This window comes from Saccharothrix sp. NRRL B-16348, from assembly GCF_001280085.1.
Lineage (GTDB): Bacteria > Actinomycetota > Actinomycetes > Mycobacteriales > Pseudonocardiaceae > Actinosynnema.
Genome location: NZ_LGED01000250.1, coordinates 25,717 through 38,967 on the forward strand (window position 1 = coordinate 25,717; position 13,251 = coordinate 38,967).

The 13,251-nt window shown below is 70.1% G+C and carries 12 protein-coding genes; 5 read left to right on the top strand and 7 right to left on the bottom strand.

Annotated features, from left to right (window positions below; genetic code table 11):
* Positions 1-6 precede the first annotated feature (6 nt).
* Both ADK67_RS41175 and ADK67_RS41180 read right to left on the bottom strand, forming a co-directional pair.
* A complete protein-coding gene (locus ADK67_RS41175) occupies positions 7-765 on the bottom strand; it encodes an ABC transporter permease (RefSeq protein ID WP_053722021.1) in 759 nt (252 codons plus the stop codon).
* Entirely contained in the window at positions 762-1,685 is a 924-nt protein-coding gene (locus ADK67_RS41180) for an ATP-binding cassette domain-containing protein (RefSeq protein ID WP_053722022.1), read from the bottom strand. Before ADK67_RS41180 ends, ADK67_RS41175 begins: the two co-directional genes overlap by 4 nt.
* 103 nt (positions 1,686-1,788) lie before the next feature.
* Between ADK67_RS41180 and ADK67_RS41185 the strand changes: the two genes are divergently transcribed.
* The gene (locus ADK67_RS41185) at positions 1,789-2,535 is read left to right on the top strand and encodes a TetR/AcrR family transcriptional regulator (RefSeq protein WP_053722023.1); all 747 of its coding nucleotides are present in this window, start codon (positions 1,789-1,791) and stop codon (positions 2,533-2,535) included.
* A 41-nt stretch (positions 2,536-2,576) separates the two neighbouring features.
* On the opposite strand, the gene ADK67_RS41190 is transcribed toward ADK67_RS41185, so the two are convergent.
* The 3 genes from ADK67_RS41190 to ADK67_RS41200 all read right to left on the bottom strand — a co-directional run bounded on the left by ADK67_RS41190 (position 2,577) and on the right by ADK67_RS41200 (position 6,300).
* Positions 2,577-3,041, bottom strand: coding sequence for a DUF417 family protein (locus tag ADK67_RS41190; RefSeq protein WP_197289864.1), 465 nt, complete (start codon positions 3,039-3,041; stop codon positions 2,577-2,579).
* A gap of 162 nt (positions 3,042-3,203) precedes the next feature.
* The gene (locus ADK67_RS41195) at positions 3,204-5,270 is read right to left on the bottom strand and encodes a putative bifunctional diguanylate cyclase/phosphodiesterase (protein ID WP_231648609.1); all 2,067 of its coding nucleotides are present in this window, start codon (positions 5,268-5,270) and stop codon (positions 3,204-3,206) included.
* A gap of 214 nt (positions 5,271-5,484) precedes the next feature.
* A complete protein-coding gene (locus ADK67_RS41200; RefSeq protein ID WP_053722026.1) occupies positions 5,485-6,300 on the bottom strand; it encodes an SAM-dependent methyltransferase in 816 nt (271 codons plus the stop codon).
* 173 nt (positions 6,301-6,473) lie between these two features.
* On the opposite strand from ADK67_RS41200, the gene ADK67_RS41205 reads away from it, so the two are divergent.
* Positions 6,474-7,790 (top strand): cytochrome P450, encoded by a 1,317-nt coding sequence (locus tag ADK67_RS41205; protein WP_053722027.1) that lies wholly within the window; start codon positions 6,474-6,476, stop codon positions 7,788-7,790.
* Between the two features lie 85 nt (positions 7,791-7,875).
* Entirely contained in the window at positions 7,876-8,880 is a 1,005-nt protein-coding gene (locus tag ADK67_RS41210) for an alpha/beta hydrolase (RefSeq protein WP_053722028.1), read from the top strand.
* A 52-nt stretch (positions 8,881-8,932) separates the two neighbouring features.
* On the opposite strand, the gene ADK67_RS41215 is transcribed toward ADK67_RS41210, so the two are convergent.
* Together ADK67_RS41215 and ADK67_RS41220 are read right to left on the bottom strand one after the other, a co-directional pair.
* Positions 8,933-10,972: a glycosyl hydrolase gene (locus ADK67_RS41215; RefSeq protein ID WP_053722029.1), complete on the bottom strand. Its 2,040-nt coding sequence runs from the start codon at positions 10,970-10,972 to the stop codon at positions 8,933-8,935.
* A gap of 139 nt (positions 10,973-11,111) precedes the next feature.
* Positions 11,112-11,603 (bottom strand): MarR family winged helix-turn-helix transcriptional regulator, encoded by a 492-nt coding sequence (locus ADK67_RS41220; RefSeq protein WP_053722030.1) that lies wholly within the window; start codon positions 11,601-11,603, stop codon positions 11,112-11,114.
* A gap of 47 nt (positions 11,604-11,650) precedes the next feature.
* Between ADK67_RS41220 and ADK67_RS41225 the strand changes: the two genes are divergently transcribed.
* Positions 11,651-12,553, top strand: a complete 903-nt coding sequence (locus ADK67_RS41225; protein ID WP_157621473.1) for an EamA family transporter — start codon at positions 11,651-11,653, stop codon at positions 12,551-12,553.
* A complete protein-coding gene (locus ADK67_RS41230) occupies positions 12,522-13,115 on the top strand; it encodes an NAD(P)-dependent oxidoreductase (protein WP_053722032.1) in 594 nt (197 codons plus the stop codon). Before ADK67_RS41225 ends, ADK67_RS41230 begins: the two co-directional genes overlap by 32 nt.
* Positions 13,116-13,251: the final 136 nt, after the last annotated feature.

Consider the following 13,251-nt stretch of genomic DNA (forward strand, 5'->3'; position numbering starts at 1 on the left):
GGCGGCTCAGTCGTTGACGCGCCGCCGGTACAGGGCGGTGGCCACGATGAACGACGCCACCAGCAGCCCGACCGACCACGCCAGCGCGATCCAGCCCTTGTCGCCGATCGGGGTGCCGGTGAGCAGGCCGCGCACGGTCTCGATGACGGGCGTGATCGGCTGGTGCTCGCTGACGCCCCGCAGGAACGACGGCATCGTGTCGGTCGGCACGAAAGCGCTGCTCAGGTACGGCAGGAACAGCATGAAGAAGCTCAACGCGCTGGCCGACTCGACCGACTTCGCCACCGAGCCGAGGCCCGCCGCGAGCCACGACAGCGCCAGCACGTAGAGCAGGAGCAGCCCGGCCGCGGCGACCCACTCCAACGGCGACGCGGACGGCCGGAAGCCCATCGCGACGGCCGCGCCGACCACGATCGTGGTCGACAGGGCGTTGCGGGCGACGCTGGCCGTGACGTGCCCGGTCAGCACGGCGAAGCTGCGGATCGGCATGGACCGCAGGCGGTCGATCATGCCGCTGTTCATGTCGTCGGCGACGGACATCGCGGTGGACGCGGCGCCGTAGCCGGTGCACAGCAGGATGATCCCGGGCACCACGTAGTTGATGTACTGGGTGCCGGTGTCGATCGCGCCGCCGAAGACGTACACGAACAGCGCCATCATCAGCAGCGGCAGGACGATGGACATGATCAGCGTGTCGACGTTGCGCCTGCCGAGCCGGATGCTGCGGCCGATCATGGTCATCGAATCGGTGATCGCGTGGCTCATGCGGGCACTCCTTCACGGGCGGTCAGGGCGAGGAACACGTCGTCGAGGGTCGGGCGGTGCGAGGAGACCTGGACGGGGGCCGCCGCCGCGGCACGCAGGTCGTCCAGCACGGTGTGCAGGTGCGCGGCCGTGCCGTCGGACGGGACGCTGAGCACGAGCCGCTCGTGGTCGGGGAAGCCGCCGAGCAGCGCGGCGGCGACGTCGAGCGCCGCGCCGGACGTGAAGCGGAGGTCGAGCCGGTCGCCGCCGACCCTCGCCTTGAGGTCGTCCGCGGTGCCCTGCGCGGCGACCTTCCCCTTGTCCAGCACCATGATCCGGTCCGCGAGCCGGTCGGCCTCCTCCAGGTACTGGGTGGTGAGGAAGATCGTGGTGCCGGTGCGGACCAGGTCGCGGATGGCGTCCCACATGGTCGTGCGGCTGGCCGGGTCGAGACCGGTGGTCGGCTCGTCCAGGAAGATCACCTTCGGCGCGGCGACCAGGCTCATGGCCAGGTCGAGGCGCCGCCGCATGCCGCCGGAGTAGGTCTTGACCCGGCGGTCGGCGGCGTCGACGAGGTCGAACCGCTCCAGCAGCTCGGCGGCGCGGGCCTTGGCGCCCGGCCGGCCGAGGTGCATGAGCCTGGCGACCATGACCAGGTTCTCCCGGCCGGTCTGCTCGGCGTCCACGGCCGCGTACTGGCCGGTCAGGCTGATCACGCCGCGCACCTCGGCCGGTTCGCGCACCACGTCGAACCCCGCCACCCGCAGCCGGCCGCCGTCCGGGCGCGACAACGTGGACAGGATCCGGATGGTGGTGGTCTTGCCCGCGCCGTTGGGACCGAGCAACGCGAAGACCGACCCCTCGGCGACCTCCAGGTCTATCCCGTCCAGCACCGCGGTCGACCCGTACGCCTTGCGCAGGCCGGTCGCCTCAACGATCATCACTGCCCCCTTATGTGTATCAAGTACGCTAAAGAGCGTAGCTCATACGCAGTTAATTCCGGTAGCCCTAGACTGGCCGGCAGCGGTGACGAGAGGGTGATCGATGACCGAGGAGTACGACCTACCAGCGGAAATAGCCCTGCTGTGGGGTCTGCGCGAGACACCGCGCCGTGGACGCAAACCTTCGCTGTCGGTCGCCGAGATCACCCAGGCCGCCATCGAGGTGGCCGACGCCGAAGGGCTCGCGGCCGTCTCCATGGCCCGGGTGGCGCAGCAGCTCGGCAACTCGACGATGGCGCTCTACCGGCACGTGAAGAGCAAGGACGAACTGCTCAAGCTGATGTCGGACGCCGCGCTGGAGGACCCGCCGCCGATGCCCGCGGACGGCGACTGGCGCGCCGGCCTGACGCTGTGGGCGACCAGCGTGCTGGTCACGTTCCGCCGGCACCCGTGGTACGCCCGGATCCCGCTCGCCGGGCCGCCCGTCGGGCCCAGGAACCTGACCTGGTTCGACAGCGCGCTCGGCACGCTCGCCGACACGCCGCTGAGCGAGGGCGAGAAGGTCGGCGTGGTGATGGGCCTGCTGACGTTCGTGCACGGCGAGATGCGGTTGACCGCCGAGCTGGCGGAGGGCTTCAAGGAGAACCCCGAGTCGTTCGGGCCGTCGTACGCCCGCGCGTTGCGGCAGGTAGTCGACCCGCGCCGGCTGCCGGCCCTCGGCCGGGTGGTCGCCGCCGGGGTGTTCGACCACGACAACCTCTACGACGAGCGGGACGTGGACGCCGACTTCGCGTTCGGCCTCGACCTCTACCTCGACGGCGTGGCCGCGTACCTGGCCCGCCGGGGGTGATGGTGCTGCGGGGTCGGTCGGGACCCCGCAGCACCGCGCGATCACCGCCGTGCGACGTCGGCCCGCGCCACCCGCTGCCGCACGGGTGCGTCGGCCGACATGACCGCGAGGCCCGCGGTGATCAGGACCAGGTTCTTGACCACGAACTCGCCGGTCATGGTCAACAGCAGCGGGTTGCCCGCCTGGAACGCGACGGACGGCTGCACGACGAGCGTCGAGAACGTCCCGGCCAGGTGGAGCACCACCAGCAGCGCCACCCAGCGCAACCGGAACCCCACCATCAGGGCGATGCCCAGCACCACTTCCACCACGCCGAGCGTGAACACGAAGACGGCCGGGTCGAGCCACGGAACGGTACGCGCGACCACGTCGGCGACCGGCGTCGTGCCGGTCACCTTCAGGGCGCCGAACCACCCGAAGACCACGCCGAGCGAGCCCCTGAGCAGGGGAATGCTCAACGTCCGCAAGGCGTTCACGGGCGCATCCGGGGACGGGAACTCCGCCATCCACATCACTCCTTCGCGAGCGGGACCACGTCGACCCGCCTGCGGGAGGTCGGCCCGTTCCGTGGTCCACACTGACCGGAATCGGACTGGGAGCGCTCCCAGAACTGTAACGGTAAGGAAACGCGGTGTGAAGGCCTGATTCCACGCCGTCCCAGCTGGCGGCTAGTCGTACCACTCGATCGGGTCGTGGAACGCGCCCGCCGGCAGCGGGTCGCCGAAGAACGGGCCCGTGCCCGCGACCACGCCCGCCGCACGCCACCAGTCGGCCTGCTCGCGCGTCTCCAGCCCGTCGACCAGCACCCGGGCAGCCGCCCGCCTTGCCAGCGGCACCAACCCGGCCAGGTGCTCCGCCTCGCCGCGGGCCTGCCGCTCGACCAGCCGCCGCGCCACCCGCACCGACCCGATCGGCAGCTCGGCGGCCACCGCGAGGTCGTCCGGCCCGAGCCCGAAGTCGTCCAGCGACGTGCCGACGCCCAGCTCGGCCAGCACGGTCAGGTTGTCCACCGCCTCGGGCTCCGCCAGCACCGCCACCGGCATCCCGACGGTCAGCCGCGACGCGGGCAGCCCCGTGTCGTCCAGCACCCGGCGCACCCGCCGGACCAGGTCGCCGTCACGCGACTGGTTCCTGGTCAGCCCCACGCGCAGCGACGCGGTGAGCCCGGCGCTCTGACCCCACCACCGCACCTGGCCGCACGCGGTGGCCAGGTGCCACTCGCCCAGCGGCAGGATCAGGCCCGTCCGCTCGGCCGGCGCCGTGCAGCCCGCGTGGTCGAGCGAGTCGTCGCCGCGGTCCCAGTGCAGCACCGCCTCCACGGCGACCAGCGCACGTCCGGCCAGCTCCACCACCGGCCGGTAGCGCACGCCGATCTCGCCGTGCTCCCACGCGCCCGGCATGGCGACGGCGAGCGCGTCGGCCCGCCGCTCGTCCGCGTCCTGCCCGTCGTGGAACAGCGCCCACTGGCCGCGACCGCCGGCCTTCGCCCGCCGCAACGCCTGCTCGGCGGCCCGCATCACCTCCGCGGGCGCCCAGTCCGACGGCGGCCGGCGCACCACGCCGACGCTGACCGACACGGCCAGCCCGCGGTCGTCGAAGTACACCGGCTCGGCCAGCTCGCGGTTGATCTCGGCCACGGTGGTGGCGACGTCCGGCGTGCCGGCGGCGTTCTCGACCAGGATCGCGAACTCGTCGCCGTCGAACCGGGCGATCATCGCCTTCTCCCGCGCCAGCACGGCTTTCAGCCGCTGCGAGACGTGCACGAGCAGCCGTTCGCCGGTCGGTCGGCCGAGGCTGTTGCACACCATGCCGAACGCGTCGACGTCCAGGTGGAACACGCTGATCCCGCGCACCGGGTCGGCCCGGCGCAGCGCGCTCTCCAGGTGGGTGGTGAAGTACTGGCGGTTCGGCAGCCCGGTCGACACGTCGTGCAGCGCCTGCCGGTTCAGCTCCGACTGGAGCAGCATCAGCTCGGTGCCGTCCTCGATCACGGCGACGAAGTGCACCGGCTGGTCGTCCGCGCCGCGCAGCAACGACATCGTCAGCGAGATCCGCGCGACGTCGCCGTCCTTGCGCAGCAACCGCTGCGGCTGCCGGACCCGTTCCTGCCTGTCGGCGCGGCTGCCTCCCTGCGCGTCTTCGTGCGGGTCGTCGAGCAACGCCAGCATCGCCTCGCCGAGGCCCCGGACCGACGCCGGGTGCACGAGGTCGAGCAGGCCCAGGCCGGTCAGCTCCTCGGTCGTGTACCCGAGGATGTCGCCGATCGCCGCGTTGGCCCGCACGATCCGCCCGGTCAGGTCGACCACCAGGATCCCGCTGGCCGACGACGTGACGACCTCCTCGAACCGCGCCTCGCTCTCCTTGAGGTTCCACTGCGCGTCGCGGACGGCCTTGAGCAGGGACAGCTGCATGGACTCCTGCTGCTCGAACACCGCGCGCCTGCTCGCCGCCAGGAATCCGGACGACAACGCGCCGAGCACGGCCACGACCGACTGGGCGTGACGTTCCACGGGTTGGAACTCCGGCAGCCCGAGCAGGCCTTTCCCGAGCACGTCGAGGGTCACGCGCAAGCCGTCCTCGGTGACGTACCCGAGTGCGACGAGCTGTTCGCCGATCCGCTCGGCGGATCGCGGCGAAGGCGACCCGGGTGACGCCTCGGCGTGCACCGCCGCGCACAGGTCGTCGAGCCGGTCCCGCATTTCGCGGTCGAGTTCGTTCCTGTCCAGCGCGACCACCACGGCTCCGCTGAGCAGGTAAGACCACTTCCGTGCGAGGAGTTCCCGGCCACGTTCGGGTGGTGACGTGGCCCCTTGTCTCTGACTGGGGATCGACATTCCCGTTGCCCTGTTGTGATATCGAGGATTCGCGGCAGTTTACCCACCCCCCGCCGGCCAACACTCAACCGGAAGTGTGAACCGCGAACACCCACGGTGACTTTCGCCGGTCAATTCACACCTTTCGGCCGACTCCGGCGTAGACCAGCATGTTCATGTCGGGCTCCGAGGCGATGTCACCAGGACCGCCGGGTCGCCATTCACCGCATCCGACCAGGCCGGGTTCGACGAGTTCGAATCCGTCGAACATCTCCTTGATGGCGGCATGGGAACGCAAGTTCACCTGATCGGGGCTGTTGCTGCGCTTGATCGCGTCGGTCGCCTCGGTCAGGTTGTCGCTCTGGTTGTCGCCGGTGGCGTGGGTGACCGCCAGGTAGCTGCCGGGCGCGAGCGCGTCGCGGTACCGGGCGACCAGGGCGCGCGGGTCGGCCTCGTCCGGCACCCAGTGCAGCATCAGCAGCATGAGCACCCCGATCGGCTGATCGAAGTCGAGCAGCCGGCGGGCGGCGTCGCTGCCCAGGATCGAGTCCGGGTCGCGCATGTCGGCGTGCACGACGGCCGCGTCGTCGTTGCCGGCCAGCATCAGGTCGCTGTGCGCGACGGCGACCGGGTCGCGGTCGACGTAGACCACGCGGCAGCCGGGCGCCGCCGCCTGGGCGACCTCGTGCACGTTGCCGACGGTCGGGATGCCGGAGCCGATGTCGAGGAACTGCCGCACGCCCTGGTCCACCATGAACCGCACGACGCGACCGAGGAACGCCCGGTTGACGCGGGCCGCGTTGCGCAGGCCCGGCATGGTGGACTCGATCCGCTCGCCGAGCGCGCGGTCGACGGCGAAGTTGTGCGCGCCGCCGAGCATGTAGTCGTAGGTCCGGGCCACACTGGGCACGGAGATGTCCACACCGGATGGAATCCATTCGCTTTGCACCATAATTCCGGACACCTCTTCACGTCACGGGGGATCGGCGAGAGTACCGGGTGGGCGGAACCAACACTCGTTCCCCCATCAGTGTGACACCAACCCACCCGAACGGGCACTATCACCTTCCACCGAACGGGTCCTATCGTGGGCCGTCCCTTTCGGCGGCCGGAGAGGAGCGCGTCATGGGTGTCCCGATGGCGCCCGGCCGCCTGCCATTCCTCGGCCACTCCGTGGCGATGCTGCGCGGACGACAGCGGTTCACCTCATCACTGCGCGATCACGGCGATGTGGTGCGGGTCGACCTCGGCCCGATGACGACCTATTTCGTGACCACTCCTCAACTTGTGCACCAAGTGCTGGTCACGGACGGTCCGCGGTTCAGCAAAGGGGCGATGTTCGACAAGTTCCGCCCTTACGTGGGCAATGGGCTGGTGCTGTCCGACGGCGCGTTCCACCTGCGGCAGCGGCGGATGGTCCAGCCCGCGTTCCACCGCGACCGGATCGCCCACTACGCGGAGACGATGCAACGCGCGGCGACCGCGTTGACCACGTCGTGGACGCCCGGCGAGGTGCGGGTGGTCGAGGACGACATGCAGGCCCTGGCCGTCACGGTCGTCGGCGAGGCGCTGTTCTCCACCGAGCTGGGGCAGCGGGCGATCGCCGAGGTGCGGCGGTCGGTGTTCGTGGTGATCAAGCAGGGCATGGTGCGCGCGCTGTCGCCGTCGTTCGTGGAGAAGCTGCCGCTGCCGGGCAACCGCGAGTTCGACCGGGCCATCGCGCGGATGCGCGCGATCGTGCTGGACGTCATCGCGAGCAGGCGGGCCGAGGGCGTCGCCGACCACGGCGACCTGCTGTCGATGCTGCTGCTGGCGCAGGACGAAGCCGGCGACGGCATGACCGACCAGCAGACCTACGACGAGGTGCTGACCCTGCTCACCGCGGGCATCGAGACCACGGCGCTGGCGCTGGCGTGGGCGTTCCACGAGGTCGCGCGGCACCCGGACGTGGAACGACGGCTGGTCGCGGAGTTCGACGAGGTGCTCGACGGGCGCCCGGCGACCTTCGCCGACGTGCCGCGGCTGAAGTACGCGGCGGCCGTGGTGAACGAGGTGCTGCGGGTGTACCCGCTGTGGATCCTGATGCGCCGGGCCGTCGAGCCGGTCGACCTCGGCGGGGTGCGGTTACCAGTGGGCGCCGAGGTCATCGTGAGCCCGCACGCCCTGCACCACGACCCGGCGTCCTTCCCCGACCCGCACCGGTTCGACCCCGACCGGTGGCTGTCCCCGTCCGCCGACGTCCCGCGCGGGGCCTACATCCCGTTCGCCGCGGGCGCGCGGCAGTGCCTCGGCAACGTGTTCGCGCAGACCGAGGTCGTGATCACCCTCGCCACCGTGCTGTCGAAGTGGCGGCTCGTCCCGGTGCCCGGCAAGCCCGTGCGCACCAAGTTCACGTCCACCGCCTACCCCAGCGGCCTGCTGATGACGGCGGTGCCCCGTTGATCTCGAAGTTTGTCGGCCGGTCCCGCGACTGAGGTCGTCGGAACGGCTCGTAGCAGCGGCATCGAACCCAGGAGGTTGTTCAGTCGTGCGTTGGTCGCGTTTGCGGTTGTCCGCGGTCGCCCTGCTCACCGCGTCGGCCGGTCTGCTGCCCGCACCCGCGAGCGCCGCGTCGGTCACGTGCGAGGACTTGCGCGTGCCGGTGACGGTGCTCGGCACGGCGCACTCCATGCACGGCAGGCTGTGCACGCCGACGGGCGCGTCCACCGTGCAGGTGCTGATCCCCGGCGGCACGTACAACAGCTCGTACTGGGACATCGCGTACTCGCCGGACACGCGGTCGTACCGGCAGGCGATGAACCGGGCCGGTGTCGCGACGCTGGCCGTGGACCGGCTGGGCACCGGGCGCAGCTCGCGGCCGTTGAGCGCGCTGGTGACGGCGTCGACCCAGGCGCACGCCGTGCACCAGGTCGTGCGGGCGGTCCGGCCGCGGTTCGAGAAGGTCGTCGTCGGCGGGCACTCGATCGGCGCGGCGATGGCGTTGATCGAGGCCGGGACGTACCACGACGTGGACGGCGTGCTGGTCACCGGCTTCACGCACCGGATGAACCTCGTCACCGTGGTCCCGGCGTTGGCGGGCATGATCCCGGCGGTGGTCGACCCGCAGCTGCGGCGGTCCGGGCTGGACGTGGGTTACCTGACGACGGCGCCCGGCACCCGTTACGGCTCGTTCCACGCGCCGGGGGTGCGGGTGCCCGACGCGATCGGGTTCGACGAGGCCACGAAGGACGTGTTCGCGGTGTCGGAGGCGGTGGACACGATCACGTTGAACAACGTGGTCATCCCGTTCACGCGGCTGGTCGACGTGCCGGTGATGGTGGTGGTCGGCGCGGGCGACACCCACTTCTGCGGCCGACCACTGGGCAGCGACTGCACGTCGGCGGACACCCTGCGCGCCTCGGAGTCCCCGTTCTTCTCCCCCGCCGCCCGCCTGCGCTCCTACGTGCTGGCCGACTACGGGCACTCCATCAACTACGCCCCCCACGCCGCCGCCTACCACCAAGCCGTCACGACCTGGACCAGCACCCTGTGACCACCGCGTGTCCTACGTTCTCGTTCTGAACGTAGGACACGCGGGTGGGCGATCAGGTGGCGCGGATGTCGTCCAGGTAGAAGGTGCCGGTCACGACCGGGTTGGCTGCGGCCTGGTTGATGAAGATGTTGAACTGGGACAGGTTCTTCAGGTCCTCCGGCGTGATCCGCCGGTGCGCGTTGCCGGTGTCCCACGGCGCGGGCCGCCAGTCCGCGAACGGGATCGTGACGACGCTGGCGGACGTGCCCGCGAGCGACGGGTACGCCTCGTACGCCACCCCGCCGGCGTTGAGCTGCAGCACCAGCTTGTGGTTCGACCCGTCGGGGCGCAGCCAGAACGACAGGCCGGTGTAGGCCGACCAGTCACCCGAGATCCGCTTGCCGACGCCGGTGTAGGTCTGGAAGCCGAAGTCGTAGTCGAACTTCAGCGCCTTGCCGCCGTTCTCCGCCGCGAGCGAGATCCGGTTCGTCCCGTACGGGCTGTACTCCGCGCCCAACGCCGTGTCGTCCACGTGGCCCTCGAAGTCGTCCACGACGCCGGGCGCGAGCGGCGGCTTGGCGCCGAGGATCACGCGGTTCGTCGTGGACAACGCGCCGGTCGCCGTCAACGCGGTCACCTTGAGCCGCGTGACCTTGTTGGTCAGGTGCTCGGCGCCGATGTGCCAGGTGCCGGTGTGGTAGCCGGTCCGCCGGTCGAGCTTCAGCGGGTGCTTGGTCGGGTCGTCGCCGACGGTGAAGTGGACGAACGCGTGCTTGGCGTCGAGCAGCCGCACGCGGACCGTGGTGGTCGGCGTGGTGATCCGCTCGCCGTCCGGCGGCGACACGACGTGCAGGAACGGCTGGTGCGGCTCGGCCTTCACCTTGCGCCCGTAGACGTTCGAGAGGTCGAGCGCCGAGCTGAACACCGCGAACGGGTCCTGGTGCAGCCGCTTGAGATCAGGCAGGAGTTCGTGCTCGGGTTCGGTGGCGGTCGCCGGGTACGGCAGGAAGAACTGCTCGGTGCCGAAGTTCACCCAGGTCAGCATGAACGCGCTGCGGCTCGCCCACGGGTCGGCCTTGATGGCGTCGAACATCGCGGTGAACCAGCTCAGGTTCCCGTTCTGCCCGTTGGGTTTGAGCGCGCCGCTGATGCCGTACTCGGTGAACGCCGAGACCTTGTCCTTCGACTCGGCGATGCGCGCGATCATGCCGAGGTCGGCGACGATCCCGTCCAGCCACTGCTGCGAGGCGTTGCTGCCGTCGTAGTTGTCGATGCCGAACACGTCGATGTAGTTGTCGCCCGGGTACGTGCGCATGTAGACGTCGTCCACGCCGCCGTAGCCGCCGCCGGGCGAGTACGCGTACAGGAAGTTGTGCACGTCCTTGACGTCGCGCAGGTACTCGACGGTGTACCGGAACAGCTCGACGTACTTCGCCGGTGACGCGTGCGCCGCGCCCCACCAGAACCACGAGCCGCTGTTCTCGTGGAACGGCCGGTAGATCATCGGGATCGGGTTGCCGTGGCGGTCGTCGACCTCGTGCGCGAGGCGGGCGACGCGGTCGAGGTAGGCGTTGAACTCAGCGTGGTGGTCGCCGCCGGGGAGGATGCGGGTGACGACGTCGCCGTTGGTGTCGTAGAAGTCGCCGCCGGTGACGAAGTTGTCCATGTGGGACGCGAGCGTGTGCACGCCGCCGATCTCGTTGTGCGCGGTCTCGATCAGCTTGACGGTGGCCTGGAAGTTCTCCTCGGGGGTCGGGTCGCCCGGGGAGGAGCCGTGGCCGAGGTGGCCGGTGTCCCAGCCGAACAGCGCCGGGTGGTCGCCCACGCCCGCCTTGACGTCGGACTTCAGGCCGTCGGTTTCGGTGGGCTCGTCCCAGGTGACGCCGAACTCGGTGGTCTGCTGGTGGCCGAAGAGGACGCCCTTGCCCTGTTGGGCGCGGAGGTAGGAGAAGAGGGAGCGGGTTTCGGGGGTGGCGTGCGGGTCGGAGATCCGGACGGGTTCGGGTTTGGGGTGCCGGTGGGTGTCGGTGTACGCCGGTGTGGTGGTGGGTGCGGTGTGGGCGGGTGCGGTGGTCGAGATCAGCAGGGCGGTTACGGCGACGGCGATGGTCAAGTGTCTGGAGGCTGGGCGTTTCCTCATGGTTACCGGCCCTCTCGGCGTTGAGGTTTGTGCGGCAATTAAGCGGTTAAGCAGGTCCGCGGAAACCGTACGATAGCGCCGTAAGTTTGGTAAGTGAAGAAACTTGTGGTCCCTACTTGTCGTTCAGGGACTCCAGCAGCTGCTTCAGAGTGTCGGCCAGAGCTGTCCGTTCATCCGGTGACAGCGCGCTGAGCAGCCGGTTTTCTGTTGCGAGGTGGTCGGGCAAGGTCCGGTCGATCAGGTCGCGGCCGGCGTCGGTGAGCGCGACGACCACGCCTCGGCCATCGTGCTCGTTCGGCGTTCGCACGACCAGCCCGCGTGCTTCGAGGCGGTCGAGCCGTTGCGTGACGGCACCCGAGGTGACCATCGAGGCCCGCATCAGCTCGGTCGGGGTCAGCCGGTGCGGCGGCGCGCTGCGGCGCAGGGTGGCGAGGACGTCGAACGACGCCCGGTCCAGGTCGTGCGCGGCGAAGGTCTTGCCCAGTTCGACGTCCACCAAGCGGGCCAGGCGGCTGAGCCTGCCGATCACCGCCATCGGCGAGACGTCGAGGTCAGGGCGCTGCGCGTGCCACTGACCGAGGACGAGGTCGACGTGGTCTGCCATCGAACTAGCTTAGCGGTGAGGTAAGTCACGGTGGAGATACCTTAGCGATGAGCTACTTTGTCTTAGTGCTAAGCAAATGGGTGACCGCGTTCGCCCCCGCCGTGTGGGGCACGACCTACTTCGTCACCACCGAGTACCTGCCGCCGGACCGGCCGTTGCTGGCGGGGTTGCTGCGGGCGTTGCCCGCCGGGTTGCTGCTGGTCGCGATCACGCGACGACTGCCGCGCGGCGACTGGTGGTGGCGTTCGCTGGTGCTGGGCACGCTGAACATCGGCGTGTTCCTGCCGTTGCTGTTCCTGGCCGCGTACCGGCTGCCGGGTGGGGTGGCGGCGACGGTCGGAGCCGTGCAGCCGTTGGTGGTGGCGGGGCTGGCGGTGGTGCTGCTCGGGCAGCGGATGACGACGCGCACGGCACTGGCCGGGGTCGCCGGTGTGGTGGGCGTGGCGCTGTTGGTGTTGCGAGGGGACGCGCGGCTGGACCTGGTCGGCGTGGCGGCGGCGTTGGGTGGGGCGGTCGTGATGGCGGCCGGGGTGGTGCTGAGCAAGCGGTGGACGACGCCCGCGCCGCTGTTGGCCGTGACGGGGTGGCAGTTGGTGGCGGGCGGTGTGGTGCTGCTGCCGGTGACGTTGGTGGTCGAAGGGCTGCCGCCCGCGTTGACGGCGGCGAACGTCGGCGGGTTCGTGTACCTGGGCGTGATCGGCGGAGCGCTGTCATACGCCCTGTGGTTCCGGGGGATTCGGATGCTCGCGGCCACGCAGGTGACGTTCTTGGGACTGCTCAGCCCGGTCGTGGCGACGGGGGTGGGGTGGCTCGTGTTGAGCCAGGAGTTGACCGCGTTGCAGGTCGTTGGCGCGGCGGTGGTGCTTGGGGCGCTCGTTGTGGCGCAGAAGAAGAAGGATGAGAAGAAAGGGGAGATGCGTGAGGATCGCGGTGTTCGGAGCGCTCGGTAGCGTCGGTCGTCGGGTGGTGGAAGAGGGCCGGCGGAGGGGGCACGAGGTTGCGGAGGTCAGTCGGAGGGCCGGCGGGGGTGCGGAAGTCGGCGACGCGGGGATGGTCGCGGATGTGGTGAGGCTCAGCGCGGGGCGGGACGTGGTGATCGGCGCGACGCGGCCGACGCCCGGTCGGGAGGACGAGTTGGTGGCGGCGACGCGGGCGTTGCTCGCCGGGGTGGCGGAGACCGGGGCTCGGCTGTTGATCGTCGGTGGTGCGGGAAGTCTCGTGACGCCGGCTGGGCACATGGTTCTGGAGGCGCCGGACTTCCCGGTCGAGTTGGGGCCGATCGCGAGGGCTGGGGCGGAGCAGTTGGAGGTTTGCCGGGCGGATCGTGAGGCGGAGTGGACGTATCTGAGCCCGCCGGTGTTGTTGGAGCCCGGTGAGCGGACGGGGGTTTTTCGGGTTGGTGGGGATGAGCAGGTTGGTGAGGTGATTTCGATCGAGGATCTGGCGGTGGCGGTGCTGGATGAGGTGGAGAGGCCCCGGTATAGGAGGGGGCGGTTTACGGTTGGGTATTAGGGGTGGGGGTTGGGGAAGAGATTAAAAGATTAAAAGCGTCCTCGCCGGACGGGCAGATCAGCAGGATGACGCCTGGTTTGCGGTTAAGCGCCGGGGCCGTTGTGGTGCGGGTTTCGTGTCATCCCACCGACCTCCC